This window comes from Curtobacterium sp. MCBA15_005 (assembly GCF_001864855.1).
GTDB classification, from domain to species: domain Bacteria; phylum Actinomycetota; class Actinomycetes; order Actinomycetales; family Microbacteriaceae; genus Curtobacterium; species Curtobacterium flaccumfaciens.
Genome location: NZ_MJGL01000003.1, coordinates 461,315 through 486,589, shown reverse-complemented (window position 1 = coordinate 486,589; position 25,275 = coordinate 461,315). Strand labels below are relative to the sequence as shown.

Genomic DNA, 25,275 nt, shown 5'->3' with positions numbered 1-25,275 from the left:
CGGCACCACCGAGCGCAGCGGCACCACCGTCGCGCCCGGCAGCACGACCAGCAGCACCACCAGCACCGAAGGAGCACCGTGACCGAGTCGACCCTGCCCGCCGGGACCACCGAGATCCGGGTCGGCGGTGACGACGGCTACACGGTGGCCGTCGGCACGGACCTGCTCGGCGCCCTGCCCGCGATCCTGGGCCCGCGTGTCGCCAAGGTCCTCATCGTGCACTCGCCGACGCTCGGTGCCCGGGCGAACGAGCTCCGGGCGCTGCTGGTCGAGGCCGGGCTCGAAGCCCTGATCGCCGAGGTCCCCGACGCCGAGGGCGCCAAGCGCGTCGAGGTCGCGGCGTTCTGCTGGCAGATCATGGGGCAGGCCGACTTCACCCGAACCGACGCGGTCATCGGTCTCGGTGGCGGTGCCGTCACCGACCTGGCGGGCTTCGTCGCCGCGACCTGGCTGCGCGGTGTGCCGTACGTGGCCGTCCCGACCAGCGTGCTCGGCATGGTGGACGCCAGCGTCGGCGGGAAGACGGGCATCAACACGAACGAGGGCAAGAACCTGGTGGGCGCGTTCTACGCCCCCCGCGCCGTCGTCGTGGACCTCGACCTCGCCCGCACGCTGCCGCGCAACGAGATCCTGACCGGCTTCGCGGAGATCGTGAAGGCCGGGTTCATCGCCGTGCCCGAGATCCTGGACATCGTCGAGGCCGACGTCGACCGGGTGACCGACCCGACGACGCCGGAGTTCCGGCGGGTCGTCGAGCTCGCCATCGCGCTCAAGGCCGAGGTCGTCTCGGACGACTTCACCGAGCAGGGCCGACGCGAGATCCTGAACTACGGACACACCCTCGGGCACGCGATCGAGCACGCCGAGCGGTATCAGTGGCGCCACGGGGCGGCGGTGTCGGTCGGCATGGTGTTCGCCGCCGAACTCGCCCGCCTCACCGGTCACCTGGACGACGCCACGGTCGACCGGCACCGGGCGATCCTCGAGTCGCTCGACCTGCCGACCTCGTACGGTGTCGGTCGGTGGCAGGGGCTCCTCGCCACGATGCGTCGTGACAAGAAGGCCCGTGCCGGCATGCTGCGGTTCATCATCCTGGACGGCGTCGGCAAGCCCGTCGTGCTCGAGGGCCCCGAGGACCACCTGCTCTTCACCGCCTACCAGGAGGTCGGCGTCTAGCCACGCCGGTCAGCGCAGCACCCGTCGCGTCCTGCGCCACCACCAGGTGACACGCGTCGAGACGGTGACCCAGGTGAACCGATGCCAGGCCACGCCCCGGACCAGGTGACGACGGCCGCGACGATCGCCGCTCCGGCGGCGATGCATGCCGCGATCAGTGCTGTCTCCACAGCACGAGTGTCCGCTCCTATGCCGAGCCCCGCGCCGGGCCCGCGCCGACCTGTGGAAGCCGCGCCGGGCCTCCAGGCTGTGGAGGAGGATGGAGCGACGCGACGGACCGGGCCACCCGCACGCTGCGGACCCAGCACCGGGGAGCAGACTGGCGGGCGTGCCCACCCCACCCCGACTGAGCGACCTCTCCGGCCCGCGCGATGCCGACACCGGCACCCTGCGCTCCCGTGGTCGACGCTTCACCGAACTCCTCTCGATCGCCCGCCGCCACCACCTGGTGCCGTTCCGTCGTCTCGACTTCTCGCACGACCCGGCCACCTCGGACCTGCGTCGCGACCAGGCCGAGCACCTGCGCCGGGCGCTCGAGGAAGCCGGCGGCGGGTTCGTGAAGATGGGCCAGCTGCTCTCCACCCGCGACGACCTGTTGCCCGAGGAGTGGACCGAGGGACTCGCACACCTGCAGCGGAACGTCACGGCGGCGCCGGCGGACGAGGTCCGTGCGCTCCTCGAGCAGGAGCTCGGTGCCCCGGTCGACCAGGTCTTCGCGACCTTCGACCCGGTGCCCGTCGCAGCGGCGTCCATCGCGCAGGTGCACCGCGCCCGGCTGCCCGACGGCACCGCGGTCGCCGTGAAGGTGCAGCGGCCGGGGATCGACGCCGCGGTGCGCCGCGACGTCGACATCGCGCTGCGGGTCGTCCGGTTCATGGCCCGGTGGTCGACCGAGGCGCGGCAGGTCGGGGTGCAGGACATCGCCGGCCAGTACGCGGACGACCTGATCCGGCAGGTCGACTTCGTCTCCGAGCTCCGGAACCTCACGGCGCTGCGTGCGGCCCAGGCCCGCAGCGCGCGTCCGGACGAGGTCCGGTTCCCGGACCCCTACCCGGACCTGTCCGGCCGGCGTGTGCTCGTGATGGAGTTCCTGGAGGGCGACACGCTCAGCGCGATCCGCGCCGAGCGTTCCGAGCGCGACCTCGACGCGCCGATGCGCGCGATCCTCCGCGCCTTCCTGCGCCAGGTCGTCTTCGACGGCCTGTACCACGCGGACCTGCACCCGGGGAACGTCCTGGTGCTCCCCGACGGGCGGCCCGCGTTGATCGACTTCGGATCGGTCGGGAGGCTCGACCCGGGTCTCCGGGACACGGTCCAGGACCTGTTGGCCGCCTACCTGCAGGACGACACGTCGCGGATCGCCGATGCGGTCCTGCGGATGGCCCCCGTGCGCGATGCGCACGACGAGCCCGACTTCCGTCGGGACATCGCCCGCTTCGTCGCGGACGAGCTCGGCCCGGGTGCGCGCATCGGTGTCGACACCGTGGACGACGCGGTCGAGGTCTTCGGGCGGTACCGGTTGAAGCCGCCGCCGGACTTCGTCGCCGCGGCCCGTGCCCTGGCCATCTTCGAGGGCACCCTCCGCACGCTCGCACCGTCGTTCGACCTGCTCGAGGAGTCCCGCGGACTCGCCCGGGAGCAGATCACCGACCAGCTCCGGCCGGGCAAGCTCCGCGACCTCGCGGCGAAGGAACTGCTCGGCGTCGTGTCGGCCGCCCGTCGCCTGCCCCGCCGGGTGGACCGCATCGGCGAGGCGATCGAGACCGGACGGTTCACGGTGAACATCCGGCTCTTCGCGGACAGCCGCGACCGGCAGCTCGTGTCCGGCATGATCCGGCGCATCCTGCTCGTGCTGCTCGGCGCGGGGGCGGGGATCCTGGCGATCGTCTACCTGGCGTTGCCGGCGCGACCGACGGCGGCCCTGTCCACCGGGGTCGCGGGCGGGTTGCTCGGGGGAGGGGCGGTGGTGCTGCTCGGCTGGGCGGCGATCGACGCCTGGCTCGCCCGACGGCGACGCTGACCGCGGCGCGCACCGCTCCGGCCGCCGGGCGGGCGTCCGCTACACTCGTCCGGGGCCGTCCGCGGCCCGAGGACACTTCACAACACGACCGAACGGGACACCGACGACTCATGGCCAGTACCACAGACATCAAGAACGGCGCCGTTCTCATCATCGACGGCCAGCTGTGGTCGGTCGTCGAGTTCCAGCACGTCAAGCCGGGCAAGGGCGGCGCGTTCGTCCGCACGAAGCTCAAGAACGTCGTCTCCGGCAAGGTCGTCGACCGCACGTTCAACGCCGGCGCGAAGATCGACACCGCGACCGTCGACCGTCGTGACTACCAGTTCCTCTACGAGGACGGCGACTCCTACGTGTTCATGGACACCGACACGTACGACCAGATCCCGGTCTCCGCGACCGTGGTCGGCGACGCCAAGAACTACCTGCTCGAGTCCGCGATGGTCACCATCGCGATGAACGAGGGCAACCCGCTGTACGTCGAGCTCCCGACGTCGATCGTCACCGAGGTCGAGACCGAGCCCGGCCTGCAGGGCGACCGCTCCTCCGGCGGCACCAAGGACGCGACCATCATCGCGACCGGCCACCGCATCCAGGTCCCGCTGTACCTGGAGAGCGGAACCCTGGTGAAGATCGACACGCGCGACGGCAGCTTCCTCGGCCGCGTCAACTCCTAGGCGCTGACCGTATGAGTGCTCGTTCGAAGGCCCGCAAGCGCGCCCTCGACATGCTGTACGTGGCCGAGGTGCGCGAGCTGCCGATCGCTGACGTGCTCGCCACCGAGACGGTCCGGCACCTGGACCAGCCGGAGCGTGCCTCCAGCTGGGACTACGCCCGCCAGATCGTCACCGGTGTCGACGACGCCCGTCACGAGATCGACTCCGTCATCGTCGACCACGCCCAGGGCTGGTCGATCGCCCGGATGCCGGTCCTCGACCGCTGCATCCTGCGGATGGCCGTCTGGGAGCTCCGGTTCAACCCGGAGGTCCCCGACGCCGTCGCCATCGCCGAGGCGGTCGAGCTCGCGCAGTCGCTGTCCACCGAGGACTCGGCGGGCTTCGTCAACGGCGTGCTCGGGGCCGTCGCCGGCGGTCGCGCACCGTCCGGTCGGACGGTCGCAGGAGACCAGGAGTCCCGGTAGGGTTGACCACGTCAGCATCCTTTAATGCCGTCCAGTGAGGCGGGGAAGGGGGTCGACGTGGGAACCAGAACGGTCCTGCAACAGCCCGACATCACGCGTGCCCTGACACGCATCGCGCACGAGATCCTCGAAGCCAACCACGGGGGCTCGGACCTCGTGCTCCTCGGCATCCCGACCCGCGGCGCCGTCCTGGCGGAACGCCTCGGCCGGATCCTGGCCGGCATCGAGCCGGAGTGGTCCTCGGCCGCCGGCGGCATCGGGACGGAGCGTGTCGGCACGCTCGACGTCACCATGCACCGGGACGACCTCGGCCACGGCATCGGTCGCGCGCCGCACCGGACGGTCATCCCCGCCGGCGGCATCGACGGCAAGGTCGTCGTGCTCGTCGACGACGTGCTCTACTCCGGCCGCACCGTCCGCGCCGCGCTCGACGCGCTGCAGGGCATCGGACGGCCGCGTGCCGTCCGGCTCGCCGTGCTCGTCGACCGCGGCCACCGCGAGCTGCCGATCCGTGCGGACCACGTGGGCAAGAACCTGCCGACCGCGTCCGACGAGCGGGTCACGCTGCACCTGGCCGAGACCGACGGCGACGACACCGTGTTCATCGAGCAGGGGGTGGCGTGATGCGGCACCTGCTCTCCACCGCCGACCTGTCCCGCGACCAGGCCGTCCACATCCTCGACGTCGCCGAGGAGATGGCCGAGGTCAACACGCGCGAGGTCCGGAAGCTCCCGGCCCTGCGCGGCAAGACCGTGGTGAACCTGTTCTTCGAGGACTCCACGCGCACGCGCATCTCGTTCGAGGCCGCCGCGAAGCGCCTGTCCGCCGACGTCCTGAACTTCGCCGCGAAGGGCTCGAGCGTCTCGAAGGGCGAATCCCTGAAGGACACCGTGCAGACCCTCGGCGCGATGGGCATCGACGGCATCGTCATGCGCCACGGTGCCTCGGGCGCCCCGCGGGTGCTCGCCGACGCCGATTGGATCGACGTCCCCGTGGTCAACGCCGGTGACGGGACCCACGAGCACCCGACGCAGGCGCTGCTCGACGCCTTCACCATGCGCCGCCGCCTGCACGGCGCCGGCTCGCGCGGCCAGGGCCTCGACGGCGTGCGCGTCCTGATCATCGGCGACGTGCTGCACAGCCGGGTCGCCCGGTCGAACGCGTGGCTGCTCCGCACCCTCGGGGCGAGCGTGACGTTCGCCGCGCCGCCGACACTGCTGCCCGCCACCCCGACCCCGTTCGGCGCCGCGGTGCACCACGACCTCGACACCGCCCTGGCCGAGGACCCGGACGTCGTCATGACGCTCCGCATCCAGCAGGAACGCATGAACGACGCCTTCTTCCCGAACCCGCGCGAGTACACCCGGCACTGGGGCCTGACGGCGGCGCGCTTCGGGCGGCTGTCCGAGCGCACGCTGATCATGCACCCCGGTCCGATGAACCGCGGGCTCGAGATCGCCGGTGTCGCCGCCGACGACCCCCGCTCGACCGTCGTCGAGCAGGTCGAGAACGGCGTCTCGGTCCGGATGGCCGTCCTCTACCTCGCCCTGACGGGCAGCGCCGGCAACGGCACCGACGCGAAGGAGTCCGCCGCATGACCGCTCACCTGATCCGTGGCGCGCAGCTGGTCGACGGCTCGCGTGCCGACATCCGTCTGGAGGGCGGGCGCATCACCGCGGTCGGGACCGGTCTCGACACGGCCGGCGCCACCACCGTGGACGCTGACGGCCTCATTGCCCTGCCCGGTCTCGTGGACCTCCACACGCACCTGCGCGAGCCCGGTCACGAGGAGTCCGAGACGGTCCTCACCGGGTCGCGTGCCGCGGCTGCCGGCGGGTTCACCGCCGTCAACGCCATGGCGAACTCGAGCCCCGTCGCGGACACCGCCGGGGTCGTCGAGCAGGTCCAGGCCCTCGGGGACGACGCCGGCTACGTGACGGTCCGCCCGATCGGCGCCGTGTCACAGGGGCTGCAGGGCACCCACCTGTCCGAGATCGGCGCGATGGCGACCTCCCGGGCGAAGGTCCGCGTCTTCTCGGACGACGGCTCCTGCGTGGCCGACCCGCTGCTCATGCGCCGCGCACTCGAGTACATCAAGGGCTTCGGCGGGGTGCTCGCGCAGCACGCCCAGGAGCCCCGGCTGACGATCGGCGCGCAGATGAACGAGGGCCGACTGTCCTCGGAACTCGGCCTCGCCGGCTGGCCCGCCGTCGCGGAAGAGGCGATCATCGCCCGCGACGTCCTGCTCGCCGACCACGTCGGAGCACGCCTGCACGTCTGCCACGTCTCGACGGCCGGCAGCGTCGAGGTGATCCGGTGGGCGAAGTCCCGCGGCATCGACGTCACGGCCGAGGTCACGCCGCACCACCTGGTGCTCACCGAGGACCTCATCGCCGGCCACGACGGTGCCCCCGGGTACGACGCCCGCTACAAGGTGAACCCGCCGCTCCGTGCCCGCGAGGACGTCGAGGCGCTCCGCGCGGCCCTGGCCGACGGCACCATCGACATCGTCGCGACCGACCACGCACCGCACACCGCCGAGGCGAAGTGCTGCGAGTGGCCCGCCGCCGCGAACGGCATGGTCGGCCTCGAGTCCGCGCTGAGCGTGGTGCAGGCCGCCGTGGTCGACGACGGCCGGCTCGACTGGGCCGACGTCGCCCGGGTGCTGTCCGAGGCACCGGCGCGGATCGGCCAGGTCGAGGGGCACGGGCAGCGGATCGCCGCGGGAGCCCCCGCCGAGATCACGCTCTACGACCCGTCGGCCAGTCGCGAGTTCGCGGTCACCGATCTCGCCGGGCAGTCGCAGAACTCGCCGTACCTCGGCATGACGCTGCCGGGCCGGGTCGTCGCCACCTTCCACCAGGGGTACGCGACGGTGCTCGACGGCCGGGTCGTCGACGCGGAGACGATCGCGGCGCACGCCGCGGCGCTCCGGACGGGGGAGCGCGCATGAGCGGCGACGCCCAGCGCTGGCTCCTCGGCGCGGTGATCCTGCTCGCGGTCGCCGCCCTGTTCGTGGCGATGGCGCGCACCTGGCGGACACGGACCAGGAAGCAGGCGGAAGCCGTGCCTCCGGTCCGGGTACCGGCCGACCTGGCACCGGCGGTCGGGTCGTGGGACGGGTTCACCGTCGCGACGACCCGTGCCGACCAGCCGTTGGAACGCATCACCGCAGGCGGCCTCGGGTTCCGCGGCCGCGGCGGGGTGACGGTCCACGCGACCGGCGTGGTGATGCGCCTCGCCGGCACCGACGACCGCTGGATCGCGCGCGACGCGGTCCGCGGCGCCGACCGCTCCACGTGGGCGATCGACCGAGTGGTCGAACCCGGGGGACTGGTCCGTCTGCGATGGACGGCGACCGGCGCCGCAGGTGCGACGGACCTGGACACCTACTTCCGGTTCCCGGAGGGCGACGCAGCCGCGCTGCACGCCCTGCAGGGACTGACCGAGACCGGGCCGCAGGCGACTGCGGCCGATGCTCCGCGAACCGCGGGCGAAGGGAAGAAAGCATGACACGCGAACGGGCCGTCCTGGTCCTCGAAGACGGCACCCGGTACGACGGCTGGGCCTACGGCGCCCGTGGGCGCACGCTCGGTGAGGTGGTCTTCGCGACCGGCATGACCGGCTACCAGGAGACGCTGACCGACCCCTCCTACGCCGGGCAGATCGTGGTGCAGACCGCGCCGCACATCGGCAACACGGGCGTGAACGACGAGGACCCCGAGTCCCGTCGCATCTGGGTCGCCGGGTACGTCGTGCGCGACCCCAGCCGCGTGGTGTCGAACCACCGCGCGAACGCCACGCTCGACGACCACCTGGTGCGCGACGGCATCGTCGGTATCTCCGGCATCGACACCCGCGCACTCACCCGCCGCATCCGTGACGCCGGCGCCATGAAGGGCGGCGTCTTCAGCGGTGCGGACGCCGCACTGCCGGAGTCGGAGCAGCTGGACGCGGTCGTGTCGCAGGCGACGATGGCCGGCGCGAGCTTCTCGGCGGTCGTGTCCACCCCGGAGACCTACGTCGTCCCCGCCGAGGGCGAGCAGATCGGCACCCTGGCCGTGCTCGACCTCGGCGTGAAGGCCTCGACCACCCGGTACCTTGCCGCCCGCGGTTTCGAGGTGCACGTCGTGCCGCAGGACATCTCCGCGCCGGAGCTCGAAGCCCTCGCACCGGACGCCCTGTTCTACTCGAACGGCCCCGGCGACCCCGCCGCGTCGGACGCGCAGGTCGAACTGCTGCAGGACAGCCTGCGCACCGGCCGGCCGTTCTTCGGCATCTGCTTCGGCAACCAGCTCCTCGGCCGCGCGCTCGGCTTCGGCACCTACAAGCTGCCCTTCGGCCACCGCGGCATCAACCAGCCGGTGCTCGACACGACCACGGGCAAGGTCGAGATCACGAGCCAGAACCACGGCTTCGCGGTCGACGCACCCCTCGGCGAGGTCCTCGAGTCCCCGGCCGGGTTCGGTCGGGTCGAGGTCTCGCACTACTCGCTGAACGACAACGTGGTCGAGGGCCTCCGCGCGCTCGACGTGCCGGCGTTCAGCGTGCAGTACCACCCCGAGGCCGCCGCCGGACCGCACGACAGCATGTACCTCTTCGATCGGTTCGCGGACATGGTGCGCGAGCGTCGCGACGGGGAGCCGCTCGACGCGGCCACCGCCGATGCCACGACCCCCGCAGCAGACATCACCAAGGAAGCGAACTGATGCCCAAGCGCGCAGACATCAACTCCGTCCTCGTCATCGGTTCCGGCCCGATCGTCATCGGTCAGGCCGCCGAGTTCGACTACTCCGGCACCCAGGCGTGCCGCGTCCTCCGGGCCGAGGGCGTCCGGGTCATCCTGGTCAACCCGAACCCGGCGACGATCATGACCGACCCCGACTTCGCCGACGCGACCTACATCGAGCCGATCACGAACGCGTCGCTCGAGGAGATCATCCGCATCGAGAAGCCGGATGCCGTCCTGCCGACCCTCGGCGGCCAGACGGCCCTGAACGCGGCCATCGCGCTCGACGAGGCCGGCATCCTCACCAAGCACGGCGTCGAGCTCATCGGTGCCAAGGTCGAGGCGATCCAGCGCGGCGAGGACCGCCAGCTCTTCAAGGAGCTCGTGCTCGAATCGGGCGCCGACGTCGCCCGCAGCCACATCGCGCACACGCTCGAAGAAGCGAAGGAGTTCGCGAAGGACCTCGGGTACCCGCTGGTCGTCCGCCCGTCCTTCACCATGGGCGGCCTCGGCTCGGGCTTCGCCTACAACGAGGCCGAACTCGTCCGCTTCGTCGGCGACGGGCTGCAGTCCAGCCCGACGACCGAGGTCCTGCTCGAGGAGTCCATCCTCGGTTGGAAGGAGTACGAGCTCGAGCTGATGCGCGACAACTACGACAACACCGTCGTCATCTGCTCCATCGAGAACGTCGACCCGGTCGGTGTCCACACCGGTGACTCGATCACGGTCGCCCCCGCGCTGACCCTGACCGACCGCGAGTACCAGAACATGCGGAACATCGGCATCGACATCATCCGTCGCGTCGGTGTCGACACCGGCGGCTGCAACATCCAGTTCGCCGTCGACCCGTCCAACGGCCGCGTCATCGTCATCGAGATGAACCCCCGCGTGTCCCGCTCGTCGGCCCTCGCGTCGAAGGCCACGGGCTTCCCGATCGCCAAGATCGCGGCGAAGCTCGCCATCGGCTACCGGCTCGACGAGATCGAGAACGACATCACGAAGGTCACCCCGGCGAGCTTCGAGCCGACGCTCGACTACGTGGTCGTGAAGACCCCGCGGTTCGCGTTCGAGAAGTTCCCGGCCGCCGACGCCACCCTGACCACGACGATGAAGAGCGTCGGCGAGGCGATGGCCATCGGCCGGAACTACGCCACCGCACTGCAGAAGTCGCTGCGCTCGCTCGAGAAGCGCGGGTCGAGCTTCCACTGGGACACCCCGGCGGCCGAGCTCGACAAGGACGCCCTGCTGACGAAGTCGTCGATCCCGACCGACGGTCGCATCGTGACGGTCCAGCAGGCCCTGGTCGCGGGCGCCACCGCGGACGAGGTCTTCGAGGCCACTAAGATCGACCCCTGGTTCATCGACCAGATCGTGCTCATCAACGAGGTCGCGGAGGAGGTCCGTGCCGCCGAGTCCCTCGACGCGGACACCCTGCGCTGGGCGAAGGAGCACGGCTTCAGCGACACCCAGATCGCGAGCCTGCGCAGCTCGGACGCGGCACCGGTCTCCGAGCAGCAGGTCCGCGACGAGCGGCACGCCCAGGGCATCCGGCCCGTCTTCAAGACGGTCGACACCTGCGCCGGCGAGTTCCCGGCCCTGACGCCGTACCACTACTCGTCGTACGACACCGAGACCGAGGTCGTCCCGAGCGACCGCAAGAAGGTCGTCATCCTCGGCTCCGGCCCGAACCGCATCGGGCAGGGCGTCGAGTTCGACTACTCCTGCGTGCACGCGTCCTTCGCGCTGAGCGCCGCCGGGTTCGAGACGATCATGATCAACTGCAACCCCGAGACCGTCTCGACCGACTACGACACCTCGGACCGCCTGTACTTCGAGCCCCTGACCGCCGAGGACGTCCTCGAGGTCATCGAGGCCGAGGCCGCGTCCGGCGAGCTCGTCGGCGTCGTCGTGCAGCTCGGTGGTCAGACCGCCCTGGGCCTGGCGAAGCCGCTCGAGGCCGCGGGCATCCCGATCCTCGGCACCAGCCCGACCGCGATCGACTCGGCCGAGGAGCGCGGACAGTTCTCCGCCATCCTCGACGACGCCGGTCTGCTCGCACCGCGGAACGGCACGGCCCACGACCTGGCGAGCGCGACCACGGTGGCCGAGGAGATCGGGTACCCCGTCCTCGTCCGCCCGTCGTTCGTGCTCGGCGGGCGCGGCATGGAGATCCTGTACGACTCCCCGTCGCTGGCGGACTACTTCGACCGGATGGCCGACCAGGCGATCATCGGCCCGGAGCTCCCGCTGCTGGTCGACCGGTTCCTGGACGACGCCGTCGAGATCGACGTGGACGCGCTCTTCGACGGCGAGCGGCTGTACATCGGCGGCATCATGGAGCACCTCGAAGAGGCCGGCATCCACTCCGGCGACTCGGCGTGCACCCTGCCCCCGGTCGGCCTCGGTCGCGCGGAGATCCAGGGCGTCGTCGACGCGACCGAGAAGATCGCCCGCGGCATCGGCGTGCAGGGCCTGCTCAACGTGCAGTTCGCCATCGGCGCCGGCGTGCTCTACGTCCTCGAGGCGAACCCGCGCGCCAGCCGCACGGTGCCCTTCGTCTCGAAGGCGCTCGGCATCCCGCTGGCCAAGGCCGCGTCCCGCATCATGACCGGCACCACGGTCGCCGAGCTCGTCGCCGAGGGCATGCTGCCCGAGCGTGACGGCGCGTTCGTGCCCGCGCAGTCGCCGGTCGCCGTGAAGGAGGCCGTGCTGCCGTTCCGTCGCTTCCGCACCCGCGAGGGCCAGGTCGTCGACTCGGTGCTCAGCCCCGAGATGCGCTCCACCGGCGAGGTCATGGGCATCGACCGCGACTTCCCGCGGGCGTTCCTCAAGTCGCAGGACGCCGCGTACGGCGGCCTGCCGACCAGCGGCACGGTCTTCGTGAGCGTCGCCGACACCGACAAGCGCGCGATCGTGCTGCCGGTGCACCGCCTGCAGCAGCTCGGCTTCACGATCATCGCGACCGAGGGCACGGCGGAGATCCTCCGCCGCAACGGCATCGAGGTCGGGATCGTCGGCAAGTACAGCCAGGGCGGCGAGAGCGTCGTCGACCTCCTCGCCACGGGCGAGGTCGACATCGTCATCAACACGCCGTCGGGTGCCGCCGGTCGTGCGGACGGGTACGAGATCCGCGCGGCCACGGTGGCGGCGGACAAGCCGCTGTTCACGACGATCGCGCAGATCGGGGCGGCCGTCGCGGCGATCGAGACGATCGGTTCGCCGCTCAACGTCCGCAGCCTGCAGGACTACGCGCGCGAGCGCGCGACCTGGTGACGGCTGCCAGCGTGGACACGCCCCGGTCGGGAGGCCCGGCCTCCTTCGGCGTCCGCCTCGCGTCCGCCATGGGGGAGCGTTCACCGCTCTGCGTCGGGATCGACCCCCACGCCGCCACCCTGGCGGCGTGGGGGCTCGCCCGCGACGAGCAGGGCCTCACGGCGTTCGGCGCGACCCTGGTCGATGCGGCCGCCGGCCGCGCGGCGATCGTGAAGCCGCAGGTCGCCTTCTTCGAGGCGGCGGGGGTTGCGGGCTACCGTGCGCTCGACGCGACGATCCGCCGGGCACGCGATGCGGGCCTCCTGGTCGTCGCCGACGTGAAGCGAGGCGACATCGGGACCACCGGTGACGACTACGCGCTCGCGTGGCTCGACCGCGACGGGCCGTTCGCGGCCGACGCGATGACCGTGTCGCCGTACCTCGGGTACGGCTCGCTCCGGGGCACGATCGACGTCGCGCGCCGGAACGGTGCCGGGGTCTTCGTGCTCGCGGCGACGAGCAACCCCGAGGCCCGGGTACTGCAGACCGCGGTGCTCGCCGAGGGACCGCGTACCGGCCGGACGGTCGCGGCCGGTATCGTCTTGGACGTGGCAGACGACAACCGGTCCGTGGGTGATCAGGCCCTCGGCGACGTCGGGCTCGTGCTCGGCGCGACCCTTCACCTCGACGACTTCGGCATCGACGCGGACGCGATCGGCACCGCGCCGGTCCTCGCACCGGGCTTCGGTGCCCAGGGCGCCCGCATCGAGGACCTCCGTGCGCTGTACGGCGCGCGTGCCGAGCAGGTGCTCGTGAGCGAGTCGCGCGGCCTGCTGACCGACGGTCCGGACGGTGCCGCGGCGCTCGTCGCCGACCGCGCCGATCGCATCCGCAGCGCACTGGCGGCGGCAGCGTGACCGACGACCACGACGGCCTGCCCGCCCACCGCACCCCGCCAGAGGTCGACCGCGTCGCCGCGGCGAAGGCCGCCGTGGCCGCGCGACGCGCCCGGGCCGCGGTGAAGGCCGCGATCGCGTCGGGGGAGCGCTCCGCGCTCGACGTCGCCCGTGCCGCGTGGGACGACTCGCTGGTCGAGACGACCTCGGCCGAACGCTCGCTGCGGGTCCGTGACCTGCTGGTGAGCCTGCCGGGCATCGGCCCCGCGCGGGCCGAGGCGATCATGGGGTCCCTGCGGATCGCACCGTCGAAGCGCCTCGGTGGCCTGGGGACCCGGCAGCGCGCGGCCCTGGCCGACTGGCTCGCCGCCCGCGGTCGCAAGCGTGGTGCCTCGAAGCTCGTCGTGCTCGCCGGACCCACCGCGGTCGGCAAGGGCACGGTCAGCGCGCACATCCGACAGCACTACCCGGACGTCAACCTCAGCGTCTCCGCCACCACCCGGAAGCCGCGCCCCGGCGAGGTCGACGGCGTGCACTACTACTTCGTGGACGACGACGAGTTCGACCGCATGATCCGCGACCGTGAGCTGCTCGAGTGGGCGACCGTCCACAACTCGTACCGCTACGGCACCCCGCGCCCGCCGATCGACCGCGCGCTCGACGCCGGCGAGAAGGTCATGCTCGAGATCGACCTGCAGGGCGCCCGGCAGGTCCGCGACGCCATGCCCGAGGCGGTGCTCGTGTTCCTGCTGCCCCCGACGTGGGAGGAACTGGTGCGCCGGCTCATCGGCCGCGGGACCGAATCCGCGGAGGAACAAGCGCGTCGCCTCGAGACCGCGAAGGTCGAGCTGGCCGCCCAGGACGAGTTCGACGTGCGGATCGTGAACTCCGATGTCGGCACCGCGGCACGTGAGGTCGTAGACTTGTTCTCTGCGCCCTGACGGGTGCACTGACTTCGAGGAGACACCATGGCCAACCCCCAGGGCATCATCGACCCGCCCATCGACGACCTGCTCAGCAAGGTCGAGTCGAAGTACGCGCTCGTCATCTTCGCGTCCAAGCGCGCCCGCCAGATCAACGACTACTACGCCGACCTGCACGAGGGCTCGCTCTTCGACAACGTCGGACCGCTCGTCGACTCGACGATCGACGACAAGCCGCTGTCCGTCGCGCTCCACGAGATCAACGAGGACAAGCTCACCGTCACCAAGCAGCAGCAGCCCACCGACTGATCCCGGTGACTGCAGCTGCTCTCCGCCTCTTCACGTCCGAGTCGGTGACCGAGGGGCACCCCGACAAGATCTGCGACCAGATCTCGGACAGCATCCTCGACGCACTGCTCACGGTCGACCCGAACGCGCGCGTCGCCGTCGAGACGATGGTGACCACCGGGCTCGTGCACGTCGCCGGCGAGGTCACGACCTCCGGCTACGTCGAGATCCCCAAGCTCGTCCGTGACGTCATCACCGGGATCGGCTACAACTCGTCGGACGTCTCGTTCGACGGTGCCACCTGTGGTGTCGAGGTCTCGATCGGTGCGCAGTCGCCGGACATCGCGCAGGGTGTGGACGAGTCGCTCGACTCCCGCACCGGTGCGGTCGACCCGCTCGACCGTCAGGGCGCCGGCGACCAGGGCATCATGTTCGGCTTCGCGACGAACGAGACGCCCGAGTACATGCCGGTCGCGATCTGGCTGGCGCACCGCCTGGCCGAGCGCCTGGCCGCGGTCCGCAAGTCGGGCGAGCTGTCGTTCCTGCGCCCGGACGGCAAGACGCAGGTCACCATCGGGTACGACGGCGTCGTGCCGAAGACCGTCGAGACCGTCGTGCTCTCCACGCAGCACTCGCCGAGCGTCACGCTCGACGAGCTCACCGCCGCGATCACCGAGCACGTGATCCGTCCGGTCCTCGACCTGGTCGACCTCGACTCGTCGCACGTCGACGTCATCGTGAACCCGACCGGTCGCTTCGAGATCGGCGGCCCCCAGGGCGACGCCGGGCTCACCGGCCGCAAGGTGATCGTCGACACCTACGGCGGGGCCTCCCGTCACGGTGGCGGCGCGTTCAGCGGCAAGGACCCGTCGAAGGTCGACCGTTCGGCGGCGTACGCGCTGCGCTGGGTCGCCAAGAACGCGGTCGCCGCGGGGCTCGCCGACCGGCTCGAGGTGCAGGTCGCGTACGCGATCGGCCGTGCGAAGCCCGTCGGGCTCTACGTCGAGACCTTCGGCACCGGACACGTCGACGACGCCACGATCGAAGCCGCCATCCGCCAGGTGTTCGACCTGCGTCCGGCCGCGATCATCCGCGACCTCGACCTGCTCCGACCGATCTACGCGCAGACCGCGACCTACGGCCACTTCGGCCGCGAGCTCCCCGGGTTCACGTGGGAGCAGCTCGACCGTGTCGAGGAACTCCGCGCCGCCGCAGGACTCGTCGCCGCGACCGTCTGAAGCACCGCGTGACCACCGTCGCGCGCGTCGTCCTCGACTCGCCGCTCCCGCAGTTGGACCGTCTGTTCGACTACCGGGTACCGGCCGAGCTCGAGGACGACTGCGTCGCGGGGGTCCGCGTCAAGGTGCCGCTGCGCACCGGGGCACGGATGTCCGACGGCTACGTCGTCGAGATCGTCACCGAGGGTGAGTACCCAGGTGAGCTGAGCCAGATCGAGGCCGTCCTGTCCCCGGTGCCCGTCCTGGCGCCGGAGATCTGGACCCTCGCGCGCGCCGTCGCCGACCGGGCCGCGGGGGTCGCCTCCGATGTCCTGCGCCTCGCCGTGCCCCCGCGGCAGGTGCGCGCCGAGAAGGCCTGGCTCGCCCGGGACACCGCGTGGTCGCCGCCGCCGGTGACCGCCCCGCCCGTCACTGGCTACGCCGACGGCGTCCTGGAGGCCGTGGTGACGGAGCACGGACGCGCTGCGGTCGCCGCCGTGCCCCAGCCCGTGGCGATGGGCGACGCGGACGCGCCGGTCTGGGTCCCGGGGTGGGCCGCGACGCTCGCCCAGGCGGCCGCGCACACGATGGCGGCCGAGCAGTCCGCGGTGATCGCCGTTCCGGACTTCCGCGACGTCATCGACCTCGAGCGTGCCCTGCTCGCCGTGCTGCCGCCGGAGCGGGTGGTGCGGTTCGACGCCAAGCAGACGAACGGGCAGCGCGCGAAGGCACTGCTGCAGGCCCGCACGCACCCGGTGGTCGCGATCGGCAACCGCACGGCGATGTACGCACCGGCGACGGAGCTCGGCCTGATCGCCATGTGGGACGACGGCGATGCCTCGTTCATCGAGCAGCGGGCGCCCTACGTGCACACGCGCGACGTCGCCCTGGTGCGGGCCGCCCAGTCCGGTGCCGCGCTGCTGTTCGTCTCACACGCGCGCAGCACCGACGTGCAGCGCCTGGTCGAGCTGCACTGGCTGCAGGACGTCGCGCCGTACCGCGTGAAGACCCCGAAGGTCATCCCCACCGTGCAGCAGACCGGGGCCGAGGGGTTCGCCGCGCAGGCGCGCATCCCGAGCTCTGCGTGGCGTGCCGCGCGCGAGGCCAGCCAGCACGGTGCCGTCCTGGTGCAGGTCGCGAGCCCGGGCTTCGGCACCGGGCTGGTCTGTGCCGAGTGCGGCGAACGCGCGCACTGCCGGGTCTGCGGCGGGCCGCTCGGCAGCCCGCACCGTGGCGCCACGCCCCAGTGCCGCTTCTGCGGAGCGCTGGCCGTCGGGTTCCGCTGCCCGACGTGCGGCAACGGCACCGTCAAGCCGGTCGGTCAGGGAGCGCAACGGACCGCCGACGAACTCGGGCGGGCGTTCCCCGGCACGCGGATCGTCGTCGCCGACGGCTCTCGCCCGCTCGACGAGGTCCCCGCCCGCCCGTCCGTGGTGGTCGCCACCCGTGGGGCCGAGCCGTCGGTGCCGGGGGGCTACGCCTGCGTCCTGCTGCTGGACGGTGAGAAGATGCTCGCCCGCGAGGGGCTGCGCGTGCAGGAGGACGTCCTGCGCTTCTGGACGAACGCGGCGGCGAAGTCGTCTCCCGGGGCCGAGGTGTACCTGGTCGGGATCGGCGGGCGGCTGGCCTCGGCGATGGCCCTGTGGCGACTCGACGGACCCGCGCACGACGAGCTGACCGACCGCCGCGAACTCCACTTCCCGCCGGCGGTCCGGGTGGCGACGATGACCGGTACCGACGAAGCCGTCACCGCGGCGGTCGAAGCGCTCGGCGACGCCGTCGTCGGTCCGGTGCTCGGCCCGGTCCCGGTCGAGGACGACGCCCTGCCCGGCACGGTCCGGGCGATCGTGCGGTTCCCGTACGCACACGGGGCCGAGGTCGCCGCCACGCTCAAGGCCGAGGTCATCCGGCGCTCGTCGACCCGGCGGGTGCTCAAGGGCGGCAACCGCCGACGGGCCGCTCCGACGCTGCGGGTGCGGTTGGACGACGCCGAACCGTTCTCCGAGGTCTGACGCCGTCGGGCCCGGGTGGGTCCGATTGCTGCACGACGCAGAACGACACCGTCGACGTCGTGCGACGTCGGCGGTGTCGTTCGGGGTCTGCCGCCGTGCGGCGACCGACTGGTGCGGGTCGCTCAGGCGTTGACGGGCCGGCGACGCTCGCGCGGCAGCACGACGCCGAGGGCGACCATGCCGATGGCGAGGACGAGGTGCAGCCAGTTGTCGGCGTTGTTCAGCGGGACGAAGTTCGCACCCGAGCTGTGGCCGGCGGTGAACAGGCCGTAGATCCACAGCACGAAGTAGACGATCCCGCCGATCACCAGGTACATCCGCGAGCCGGAGGCACGGTTGGCGGCGAGCAGTCCGACGACGCCGAACAGCAGGTGCACGATGTTGTGCAGCACGGACACCTGGAAGATGCCGAGCAGCATGCCCATCGACTCGTGTCCGGCCCCGGCCAGGTCGCCGGTCGTGATGCCGGGGACGAACCCGGCGATCCCGACGAGCAGGAACACGATGCCGACCACGAGGGCGGCCTTCTGGACGGACGAACCGGCGTAGCGGTTGGTGGCGGTGGTGACGTCACTCATGGTGTCTCCTGATCTCAGCGCGGTTGCGCGGGGTTGGTGGGCACGCCGTGGGACGGCGGGTTGATCGTCGGACCGGCGGTGGCCGGCGTGACGTCCGCTGGTGCCGAGGCCCCCGCAGACGTCTCGGGGAGGTGCTCCGGCACGGAACCGGTCGGCTCCGCACCGCTGTCCAGGGCCGCGATCCGGTGACGGATCCGCTCCAGCACCGGCAACCGTGCGCCGTGGGCGTTCTCGTGGTCGAGCAGCACCTCGAGCTGCTCGCGGTCGAGGGCCGTCAGGTGTTCCGTCAGGTTGCCGAGCGGGACGTGGTCGAAGTCCGGGATGGGCAGGTCTCGGTCGGTCATGGTGCTCCTTCCGTCGATACCGCCAGAACGTACGCAGCCCACGCTCTGCTGGTGCACAGGCAGTGCCGAGCACCGCGTGCTCCGGACAGGCGGTCGGGGTCGGGTGGGCCCGTCGGCGTGGGAGGATCGAACCCATGCGTCTCGTCGTCGCCGGCAGCCCCGCTGCGGCCGTCCCCACCCTCCGCCGTCTGGCGGCGTCCGACCACGAGATCGTCGCGGTGCTCACGCGGCCGGCCACCCCGCAGGGCCGCAAGCGTGTCCTCACCCCGACCCCGGTGGCCGTCGTCGCCGCGGAGCTCGGACTGCCGGTCATCGAGGCCTCGCGTGTCGACGACGCCGTCACCGCCCGGATCGCGGACCTCGACGTCGACCTCGGCGTGATCGTCGCCTACGGCGCACTGCTCCGCCGCCCAGCCCTCGACGCCCCGCGGCACGGGTGGATCAACCTGCACTTCTCCGACCTGCCGGCGTACCGCGGTGCTGCTCCCGTGCAGCGTGCGGTGATGGCCGGCGACACCCGGACCGCCGCCACGGTCTTCCAGCTGGTCGAGTCGCTCGACGCCGGCCCGGTCTACGCCGCCCTGCCCTTCGAGATCGACCCCGAAGCGACCTCGGGTGAGGTCCTCGCGGCGATGGCCGAGGTCGGCGCCGACGTGGTGGCGGACGTCGTGGACGCCATCGCCGCCGGCACCGCCGTCGCGACCGAGCAGTCCGGCGAGCCCACGCTCGCCCCGAAGCTCACGATCGACGACGGCCGCACCGACTTCGCCGCGCCCGCCGCCTCCGTGCACGCGCGGCTGCGCGGGGTCACGCCCGAGCCCGGCGCGTACGCCCACCTGGGCGAGACCCGCGTGAAGCTGCTCCGCAGCACGATCGAGCCTGGAGGCACGCAGGACCCCGCCCCGTCGCTCGCGCCCGGTGCGCTCGCACTCCACGGCGGTCGGCTGCTGGTCGGGACCGCCGACACTCCGCTGGTGCTGCTCGAGGTGCAGCCGGCGGGCAAGAAGGCGATGGACGCCGCCGCCTGGGCCCGTGGCCTCGGCGAACTGGACGGGAAGGTCCTCGCATGAGCCCCCAGACGAAGCCCCAGGGTGCCCGCCGCGGCCCGCGTCCGGCGAGTGCCCGCCGCGTGGCGTTCGACGTGCTCCGCGCCGTGCAGGTCGACGACGCCTACGCGAACCTGCTGCTGCCGACGCGCATCCGCCGCGCCGGGCTCACCGCCCGCGACGCCGGGTTCGCGACCGAACTCACCTACGGGTCGATCCGGATGCTCGGCCGCTACGACGTGATCATCGCGCTGGCATCCGGTCGTCGGGCCGAGAACATCGAGGCGGACGTCCTCGACGTGATGCGTCTCGGTGCGCACCAGCTGCTCGCCATGCGCACGCCGACACACGCCGCCGTCGACGCCACGGTCGAGCTCGCCCGCGAGGTCGGTGCCCGCCGCGCGACCGGGTTCGTGAACGCCGTGATGCGCAAGATCGCCGCCCGCACCGACCAGGAGTGGGACGCCCTGATCACGGAGGGCCGCGCCGGGGACGCCCTGCTCGCCACCCGTTGGTCGCACCCGGTCTGGGTCGTCTCGGCGCTCCGCGACGCCCTGGCCGCCGAACGTTCCCGCGACGAGCTCGCCGCCCTGCTCGCCGCCGACAACGCCGCACCCCGGGTGCAGCTCGCGGCCCTGCCCGGCCTCGCCACCGACGAGGACATCGCCACCGCGACCGCCCGCACCGCTCCGGACGACGACACCGATGCCGCGTTCGCCGACGCGACCGGTGCGGACGACGTGCCCGCGGCCCTGGTGCCCGCCGACGACGAACCGGAGGCCGACGGCGCGACCGGCACCGTGCCTCCCGTCCGGGCCGACGAGCCCGTCGTGCAGGCGGACGCCGCGCCGGTGTCGCCCGTCGGCATCCGCGGCATCAGCGGCGACCCGGCGCGCGTGCCGGGCGTCGCCGCCGGACGCCTGCGCGTGCAGGACGAGGGGTCGCAGCTCGCCGCGCTGGCGCTGAGCCGCTCGTCGGACGTGCGCGCGGGGGAGCGGTGGCTCGACATGTGCGCCGGGCCGGGCGGCAAGGCCGCGCTGCTCGCCGCCGAGGCGCAGCAGGGCGGGGCGACCCTGGTCGCCAACGAGCTCGTGCCCGCCCGCGCCGGACTCGTGCGGAACGCCCTCGGCGTGTTCGGTGACCACGTGCGGGTCGTCGAGGGCGACGCCCGTCGGTACGGACGCGACGGCACCGGGATGACCTTCGACCGCATCCTGCTCGACGCCCCGTGCACCGGGCTCGGCGCGCTGCGTCGCCGGCCGGAGGCGCGCTGGCGGAAGCTCCCCGAGGACGTCGAGGAGCTCGCTGCCCTGCAGACCGAACTGCTCGACGCCGCCGTCCGGGTGCTCGCACCGGGCGGGACCCTGGCGTACGTGACCTGCTCGCCGCACCTGGCCGAGACCCGCGGGCAGGTCGACGCGCTGATGGGGCGGCACAGCGACCGGCTCGAGCAGCTCGACACCGCCACGATCGTCCGGGGTGTCGCCGCACGTGACCCCGAGATCGCCGACGGTGCCACGGCGCAGCTGTGGCCGCACCGCATCGGGACGGACGCGATGTTCATCGCGCTGTTCCGTCGCGTCGACTGACCACCCCGCCGACCGGGATCGGGCTCAGCGCGACCGTCGGTAGGCACTGCCGTCGCACGTGTGCACGGCCCTGTCGTCGAACAAGGTGCGCAGGTTGTACGCGGCGCAGTCCCGGAAGGTACCGATGCTGATCCACCGCGCCGAGCGGCGCAGCTCGCCCTTGGATGGGCCGTCCGAACCGATGCCGGCGCGGTGGACCGTCCAGGCGATGTCCTGCGCCTCGGCGTCGAGGTAGCGCATCACCGACTCGTTGTCCGCGTGCTGTCCGATGTACTCCCGCGCGAGCGTCGACCGGACGAGGCGGAGCACGGGCGCGAGCCGCTTGCCGGGAGGCGCACTCAGCCCACCGGCCTGGTAGAGCAGCCGCCGGGTGCCGCTCCGGCGCATGGCCGGCACGAGCGTGCGGACGAACGCGGTGTTGACCGGTCGCTCGCGCTGCGCGGCGACGTCCCCGAGCATCACGACCACGCCCGTCACGCCCTCGAGCAGCGCGTCGAGGTCGAGGCCGTCGGTGACCGAGCCCTGCACGACCTGCAGGTCGTCGTGCTGGACCGCCAGCTTCGACGGTGTCCGGACGACGGCGCGGACACGGTGTCCGGCATCGAGTGCGAGCCGGGTGAAGTGCTGGCCGGTCTGTCCGGTCGCGCCGAACACGAGCAGGTGCTGTCGAGGTGTCATCCACCCAATCTAGGCAATGACTAGAAAATAGGCAATGCCTAGTACCGCGATAGGCTCTCCCCATGCCGGAGCGTCCCTTCCACCACGGGAACCTGCGGGCCGTGCTGCTCGACGAGGCCGTCCAGGTCCTGCGCGAGGACGGCGTCGACGGGTTGTCCCTCCGTGACCTGGCGCGGCGCGCCGGGGTCAGCCACGGTGCGCCGCGGAGCCACTTCGTCGACCGCCAGGCACTCCTCGGCGCCCTCGCCGTGCTCGGTTTCGAGCGACTGACCACCGCGGTGCGCCGGGCCCTCTCCGGCTCGGGCGACCTCGACGACCGGTTCCGTCGGGTCGCCATGGCGTACGTCGACTTCGCCATCGACGACGCGGCGCTCATGGACCTCATGTTCCAGGCGTCGACGGCCGGCCGGTCCGGCCCCGTGCAGACCGCCGCCGAATCGCTGTTCGCCGTGCTCGACGGCGCGCTCGGAGCGTCCGCGCCGGAGCCCGGCGAGGACGCCCGGACCACCTTCAAGCTCCTGTTCGCCGCGACCATGCAGGGGATCGCGGGCCTCGTCGTGTCGCGCCGGATCGACCGCCCGCAGGGCGAGCGACTGGTCGAAGCAGCACTCGGGACGATGCTCCGGTCCGACCTCGGCACGCGCGCCCTCGGCGACGGCTGACCCCGCCCCCGGACGGCGCCGCGCGCACCCGGGCAGCGCAGCCAGGCAGGCGCACGCCGGTAGGCTTGCCCGGTGACGATCCGCATCTCGCCGAGCATCCTGTCCGCCGACTTCGCGAACCTCGAGCGCGAACTCCAGCGCATCGAGACCGCCGACCTGGTGCACGTCGACGTGATGGACAACCACTTCGTCCCGAACCTGACGCTCGGGCTGCCGATCGTGCAGCGCTTGCAGCAGGTGTCGCCGGTGCCGCTCGACGTGCACCTGATGGTGACCGACGCCGACGTCAACGCGCCGAAGTACGCCGAGACGGGCGCGTCGAGCGTCACGTTCCACTTCGAGGCAGCCGACGACCCGGTGGCGACCGCCGCGGCGATCCGGTCGAACGGTGCCCGGGCCGCCGTCGCCGTGAAGCCCGGTACCCCGATCACGCAGGTGCTGCACCACCTCGACGCCTACGACATGATCCTGCTGATGACGGTCGAGCCCGGGTTCGGCGGCCAGTCCTTCATGCCGTCGGTGATGCCGAAGCTCGCCGACGCCCGTGCGGCGGTCGACGCCTCGGGGCTCGACGTGTGGCTCGAGGTCGACGGCGGCATCTCGGTGGACACCGTGCCCGAGGCCGTGCGCAGCGGGGCCGACACGCTCGTCGCCGGGTCGGCCGTCTACGGCGGGGAGCCCGCCGCGCGGATCACGGACCTGCGCGAAGCGGCCGCGCGGGCGCGGGCATGAGCGCGACCCGTCCGGACGGTGCGTCGGCAGCGTCGGCGGAGACCGGTAGCCTGGACCCCGTGAAGACGTTCGACGACCTGTTCCAGGAGCTCACCGAGAAGGCGCGCACGCGCCCCGAGGGCTCCGGCACCGTCGCCGAACTGGACGCCGGCGTGCACCAGATCGGCAAGAAGATCGTGGAGGAAGCCGCCGAGGTCTGGATGGCGGCCGAGTACGAGGGCGACGAGCGCACCTCGGAGGAGATCTCGCAGCTGATCTACCACCTCCAGGTCCTCATGGTCGCCAAGGGGCTCACCCCGGCGGACGTCTGGCGACATCTGTAGGAAGCGCCGCCCGGCGCACCGACGACCGCCGACGACCCCACAGAAAGCAGACCCACTGATGCTCCGCATCGCCGTGCCCAACAAGGGCTCCCTGTCCGAGACCGCGTCCGACATGCTGCGGGAGGCCGGGTACGCCGGCCGCCGCGACCCGAAGGCGCTGCACCTGCTCGACGAGCGCAACGGCGTCGAGTTCTTCTTCCTCCGCCCGCGGGACATCGCCACGTACGTGGGGTCCGGCGCGCTCGACGTCGGCATCACCGGCCGCGACCTGCTGCTCGACTCCGGGTCCGAGGCGCACGAGGTCGACGCGCTCGGCTTCGCCGACTCCACCTTCCGGTTCGCCGGCACGCCCGGTCGGTTCGCCTCGCTGCAGGACCTCGACGGCGTCCGCGTGGCCACGAGCTACCCCGGCCTGGTCGGTGCCTTCCTCGCCGAGCACGGGGTCAGCTCGACGCTCGTGAAGCTCGACGGCGCGGTCGAGAGCGCCGTGCGGCTCGGGGTCGCCGACGCCGTGGCCGACGTCGTGTCGACGGGCAGCACGCTCCGGCAGGCGGGCCTCGAGATCTTCGGCCCGGTGATCCTCGAGTCGACCGCGGTGCTCGTCTCCACCGACGAGACCATCCCCGGCATCGACGTGCTCCGCCGACGCCTGCAGGGCGTGCTCGTCGCCCGTGGCTACGTGATGCTCGACTACGACGTCCCCACGGCCCTGCTCGAGCAGGCGACGGCGGTGGCGTCCGGCATCGAGTCGCCCACCGTGTCGCCGCTGCACGACCGCGACTGGGCGGCCGTCCGCGTGATGATCCCGCGCGACGACGCGAACCTCATCATGGACGCGCTCTACGACCTCGGCGCCCGGGCGATCCTCGTCAGCCCGATCCACGCCGCACGCCTGTGACCGCCGGTGGCGTGTCGGTCCGGGTCATCCCGTGCCTCGACGTCAAGGGCGGCCGCGTCGTCAAGGGCGTCAACTTCCTCGACCTGCAGGACGCCGGTGACCCCGTCGAGCTCGCGGCTCGGTACTACGAGCAGGGTGCCGACGAGCTGACCTTCCTCGACGTCGGCGCCACGGTCGAGAACCGGGCGACGATGTACGACACCGTGACCCGGACGGCCGAGCAGGTCTTCATCCCGCTCACCGTCGGTGGTGGGGTGCGCAGCGTCGACGACGTCTCGCGCCTGCAGCAGTGCGGCGCGGACAAGATCGGCGTGAACAGCGCAGCGATCGCCCGGCACGAGCTCATCGGCGAGATCGCCGATCGGTTCGGTGCCCAGGCCGTCGTGCTGTCGCTCGACGTCAAGCGCTCCGACCGGATGCCGTCGGGCTTCGTGGTCACCACCCACGGCGGGCGGACCGAGTCCGACCTCGACGCCATCGCGTGGGCACGCGAGGCCGTCGAGCGCGGCGCGGGGGAACTGCTCGTCAACTCCATCGACGCCGACGGCACGAAGAACGGGTTCGACCTCGAACTGGTGGCCGCGGTGCGCGCCGTCTCGTCCGTCCCGGTGATCGCCTCGGGAGGCGCGGGTCGCGTCGAGCACTTCGCCCCGGCCGTCGACGCCGGTGCCGATGCAGTCCTCGCCGCCAGCGTCTTCCACCGTGGCGAGATGACCGTGGGGGACGTCAAGGCCGCGCTCCGCGCGACCGGCCACGCCGTCCGCTGATCCGCCG

General features: G+C 72.2%; 25 protein-coding genes. 22 read left to right on the top strand and 3 right to left on the bottom strand.

Going from position 1 to position 25,275, the window contains the following annotated elements; genetic code table 11:
• Positions 1 to 93: 93 nt before the first annotated feature.
• The 15 genes from aroB to BIU89_RS03415 all read left to right on the top strand — a co-directional run bounded on the left by aroB (position 94) and on the right by BIU89_RS03415 (position 17,651).
• Positions 94 to 1,176, top strand: a complete 1,083-nt coding sequence (aroB, locus tag BIU89_RS18360) for a 3-dehydroquinate synthase (protein WP_035808593.1) — start codon at positions 94 to 96, stop codon at positions 1,174 to 1,176.
• A gap of 328 nt (positions 1,177 to 1,504) precedes the next feature.
• Positions 1,505 to 3,196: an ABC1 kinase family protein gene (locus BIU89_RS03480; RefSeq protein WP_071244769.1), complete on the top strand. Its 1,692-nt coding sequence runs from the start codon at positions 1,505 to 1,507 to the stop codon at positions 3,194 to 3,196.
• A gap of 110 nt (positions 3,197 to 3,306) precedes the next feature.
• Entirely contained in the window at positions 3,307 to 3,870 is a 564-nt protein-coding gene (gene efp / locus BIU89_RS03475) for an elongation factor P (RefSeq protein ID WP_027465745.1), read from the top strand.
• An 11-nt stretch (positions 3,871 to 3,881) separates the two neighbouring features.
• On the top strand, positions 3,882 to 4,334 hold the full coding sequence (gene nusB, locus BIU89_RS03470) for a transcription antitermination factor NusB (RefSeq protein WP_027465744.1): 453 nt from the start codon (positions 3,882 to 3,884) through the stop codon (positions 4,332 to 4,334).
• Positions 4,335 to 4,358: 24 nt separating this feature from the next.
• Positions 4,359 to 4,958: a bifunctional pyr operon transcriptional regulator/uracil phosphoribosyltransferase PyrR gene (gene pyrR / locus BIU89_RS03465; protein ID WP_017887177.1), complete on the top strand. Its 600-nt coding sequence runs from the start codon at positions 4,359 to 4,361 to the stop codon at positions 4,956 to 4,958.
• The gene (locus BIU89_RS03460) at positions 4,958 to 5,932 is read left to right on the top strand and encodes an aspartate carbamoyltransferase catalytic subunit (RefSeq protein ID WP_027465742.1); all 975 of its coding nucleotides are present in this window, start codon (positions 4,958 to 4,960) and stop codon (positions 5,930 to 5,932) included. The genes pyrR and BIU89_RS03460 overlap by 1 nt, the downstream gene beginning before the upstream one ends.
• Positions 5,929 to 7,287 (top strand): dihydroorotase, encoded by a 1,359-nt coding sequence (locus BIU89_RS03455; RefSeq protein WP_071244768.1) that lies wholly within the window; start codon positions 5,929 to 5,931, stop codon positions 7,285 to 7,287. The genes BIU89_RS03460 and BIU89_RS03455 overlap by 4 nt, the downstream gene beginning before the upstream one ends.
• Entirely contained in the window at positions 7,284 to 7,847 is a 564-nt protein-coding gene (locus BIU89_RS03450; protein ID WP_051596738.1) for a PH-like domain-containing protein, read from the top strand. The genes BIU89_RS03455 and BIU89_RS03450 overlap by 4 nt, the downstream gene beginning before the upstream one ends.
• Positions 7,844 to 9,043 carry a glutamine-hydrolyzing carbamoyl-phosphate synthase small subunit gene (gene carA / locus BIU89_RS03445; protein ID WP_071244767.1) on the top strand — a complete coding sequence of 400 codons (1,200 nt, stop codon included), beginning with the start codon at positions 7,844 to 7,846 and terminating at the stop codon, positions 9,041 to 9,043. Before BIU89_RS03450 ends, carA begins: the two co-directional genes overlap by 4 nt.
• On the top strand, positions 9,043 to 12,336 hold the full coding sequence (gene carB, locus BIU89_RS03440; RefSeq protein WP_071244766.1) for a carbamoyl-phosphate synthase large subunit: 3,294 nt from the start codon (positions 9,043 to 9,045) through the stop codon (positions 12,334 to 12,336). The genes carA and carB overlap by 1 nt, the downstream gene beginning before the upstream one ends.
• A gap of 11 nt (positions 12,337 to 12,347) precedes the next feature.
• Positions 12,348 to 13,232, top strand: coding sequence for an orotidine-5'-phosphate decarboxylase (gene pyrF / locus BIU89_RS03435; protein WP_302847403.1), 885 nt, complete (start codon positions 12,348 to 12,350; stop codon positions 13,230 to 13,232).
• Positions 13,229 to 14,152, top strand: a complete 924-nt coding sequence (gmk, locus tag BIU89_RS03430; RefSeq protein WP_231495671.1) for a guanylate kinase — start codon at positions 13,229 to 13,231, stop codon at positions 14,150 to 14,152. Before pyrF ends, gmk begins: the two co-directional genes overlap by 4 nt.
• Before the next feature lie 27 nt (positions 14,153 to 14,179).
• Positions 14,180 to 14,443, top strand: coding sequence for a DNA-directed RNA polymerase subunit omega (gene rpoZ / locus BIU89_RS03425; RefSeq protein WP_017887186.1), 264 nt, complete (start codon positions 14,180 to 14,182; stop codon positions 14,441 to 14,443).
• A 5-nt stretch (positions 14,444 to 14,448) separates the two neighbouring features.
• Positions 14,449 to 15,660 (top strand): methionine adenosyltransferase, encoded by a 1,212-nt coding sequence (gene metK / locus BIU89_RS03420; protein ID WP_110858970.1) that lies wholly within the window; start codon positions 14,449 to 14,451, stop codon positions 15,658 to 15,660.
• Positions 15,661 to 15,668: 8 nt separating this feature from the next.
• Positions 15,669 to 17,651: a hypothetical protein gene (locus BIU89_RS03415; RefSeq protein ID WP_071244765.1), complete on the top strand. Its 1,983-nt coding sequence runs from the start codon at positions 15,669 to 15,671 to the stop codon at positions 17,649 to 17,651.
• A gap of 122 nt (positions 17,652 to 17,773) precedes the next feature.
• Here BIU89_RS03415 and BIU89_RS03410 read toward each other — a convergent pair whose 3' ends face one another.
• Positions 17,774 to 18,229: a DUF4383 domain-containing protein gene (locus BIU89_RS03410; protein ID WP_071244764.1), complete on the bottom strand. Its 456-nt coding sequence runs from the start codon at positions 18,227 to 18,229 to the stop codon at positions 17,774 to 17,776.
• A 14-nt stretch (positions 18,230 to 18,243) separates the two neighbouring features.
• Positions 18,244 to 18,573 (bottom strand): hypothetical protein, encoded by a 330-nt coding sequence (locus tag BIU89_RS03405; RefSeq protein WP_071244763.1) that lies wholly within the window; start codon positions 18,571 to 18,573, stop codon positions 18,244 to 18,246.
• 134 nt (positions 18,574 to 18,707) lie between these two features.
• Between BIU89_RS03405 and fmt the strand changes: the two genes are divergently transcribed.
• The gene (gene fmt, locus BIU89_RS03400; protein WP_071244762.1) at positions 18,708 to 19,643 is read left to right on the top strand and encodes a methionyl-tRNA formyltransferase; all 936 of its coding nucleotides are present in this window, start codon (positions 18,708 to 18,710) and stop codon (positions 19,641 to 19,643) included.
• A complete protein-coding gene (locus BIU89_RS03395; RefSeq protein WP_239001434.1) occupies positions 19,640 to 21,208 on the top strand; it encodes an RsmB/NOP family class I SAM-dependent RNA methyltransferase in 1,569 nt (522 codons plus the stop codon). Before fmt ends, BIU89_RS03395 begins: the two co-directional genes overlap by 4 nt.
• Before the next feature lie 24 nt (positions 21,209 to 21,232).
• Here BIU89_RS03395 and BIU89_RS03390 read toward each other — a convergent pair whose 3' ends face one another.
• The gene (locus BIU89_RS03390; RefSeq protein ID WP_071244761.1) at positions 21,233 to 21,886 is read right to left on the bottom strand and encodes an NAD(P)-dependent oxidoreductase; all 654 of its coding nucleotides are present in this window, start codon (positions 21,884 to 21,886) and stop codon (positions 21,233 to 21,235) included.
• Positions 21,887 to 21,948: 62 nt separating this feature from the next.
• Between BIU89_RS03390 and BIU89_RS03385 the strand changes: the two genes are divergently transcribed.
• The 5 genes from BIU89_RS03385 to hisF all read left to right on the top strand — a co-directional run bounded on the left by BIU89_RS03385 (position 21,949) and on the right by hisF (position 25,268).
• Positions 21,949 to 22,548: a TetR/AcrR family transcriptional regulator gene (locus BIU89_RS03385; protein ID WP_071244760.1), complete on the top strand. Its 600-nt coding sequence runs from the start codon at positions 21,949 to 21,951 to the stop codon at positions 22,546 to 22,548.
• A gap of 72 nt (positions 22,549 to 22,620) precedes the next feature.
• Entirely contained in the window at positions 22,621 to 23,280 is a 660-nt protein-coding gene (gene rpe, locus BIU89_RS03380; RefSeq protein WP_071244759.1) for a ribulose-phosphate 3-epimerase, read from the top strand.
• Positions 23,281 to 23,339: 59 nt separating this feature from the next.
• A complete protein-coding gene (locus tag BIU89_RS03375) occupies positions 23,340 to 23,603 on the top strand; it encodes a phosphoribosyl-ATP diphosphatase (protein WP_027465728.1) in 264 nt (87 codons plus the stop codon).
• Positions 23,604 to 23,661: 58 nt separating this feature from the next.
• Entirely contained in the window at positions 23,662 to 24,501 is an 840-nt protein-coding gene (gene hisG, locus BIU89_RS03370; RefSeq protein WP_027465727.1) for an ATP phosphoribosyltransferase, read from the top strand.
• 11 nt (positions 24,502 to 24,512) lie between these two features.
• A complete protein-coding gene (gene hisF, locus BIU89_RS03365) occupies positions 24,513 to 25,268 on the top strand; it encodes an imidazole glycerol phosphate synthase subunit HisF (RefSeq protein ID WP_232536485.1) in 756 nt (251 codons plus the stop codon).
• Positions 25,269 to 25,275: the final 7 nt, after the last annotated feature.

What these genes read in the sequence shown, in the direction of transcription:
- efp (WP_027465745.1), top strand. Translation starts at nt 3,307, where the DNA reads ATGGCCAGTACCACAGACATCAAGAACGGCGCCGTTCTCATCATCGAC.
- nusB (WP_027465744.1), top strand. Translation starts at nt 3,882, where the DNA reads ATGAGTGCTCGTTCGAAGGCCCGCAAGCGCGCCCTCGACATGCTGTAC.
- pyrR (WP_017887177.1), top strand. Translation starts at nt 4,359, where the DNA reads ATGCCGTCCAGTGAGGCGGGGAAGGGGGTCGACGTGGGAACCAGAACG.
- BIU89_RS03460 (WP_027465742.1), top strand. Translation starts at nt 4,958, where the DNA reads ATGCGGCACCTGCTCTCCACCGCCGACCTGTCCCGCGACCAGGCCGTC.
- BIU89_RS03455 (WP_071244768.1), top strand. Translation starts at nt 5,929, where the DNA reads ATGACCGCTCACCTGATCCGTGGCGCGCAGCTGGTCGACGGCTCGCGT.
- BIU89_RS03450 (WP_051596738.1), top strand. Translation starts at nt 7,284, where the DNA reads ATGAGCGGCGACGCCCAGCGCTGGCTCCTCGGCGCGGTGATCCTGCTC.
- carA (WP_071244767.1), top strand. Translation starts at nt 7,844, where the DNA reads ATGACACGCGAACGGGCCGTCCTGGTCCTCGAAGACGGCACCCGGTAC.
- carB (WP_071244766.1), top strand. Translation starts at nt 9,043, where the DNA reads ATGCCCAAGCGCGCAGACATCAACTCCGTCCTCGTCATCGGTTCCGGC.
- rpoZ (WP_017887186.1), top strand. Translation starts at nt 14,180, where the DNA reads ATGGCCAACCCCCAGGGCATCATCGACCCGCCCATCGACGACCTGCTC.
- BIU89_RS03410 (WP_071244764.1), bottom strand. Translation starts at nt 18,229, where the DNA reads ATGAGTGACGTCACCACCGCCACCAACCGCTACGCCGGTTCGTCCGTC.
- BIU89_RS03405 (WP_071244763.1), bottom strand. Translation starts at nt 18,573, where the DNA reads ATGACCGACCGAGACCTGCCCATCCCGGACTTCGACCACGTCCCGCTC.
- fmt (WP_071244762.1), top strand. Translation starts at nt 18,708, where the DNA reads ATGCGTCTCGTCGTCGCCGGCAGCCCCGCTGCGGCCGTCCCCACCCTC.
- BIU89_RS03395 (WP_239001434.1), top strand. Translation starts at nt 19,640, where the DNA reads ATGAGCCCCCAGACGAAGCCCCAGGGTGCCCGCCGCGGCCCGCGTCCG.
- BIU89_RS03390 (WP_071244761.1), bottom strand. Translation starts at nt 21,886, where the DNA reads ATGACACCTCGACAGCACCTGCTCGTGTTCGGCGCGACCGGACAGACC.
- BIU89_RS03385 (WP_071244760.1), top strand. Translation starts at nt 21,949, where the DNA reads ATGCCGGAGCGTCCCTTCCACCACGGGAACCTGCGGGCCGTGCTGCTC.
- hisG (WP_027465727.1), top strand. Translation starts at nt 23,662, where the DNA reads ATGCTCCGCATCGCCGTGCCCAACAAGGGCTCCCTGTCCGAGACCGCG.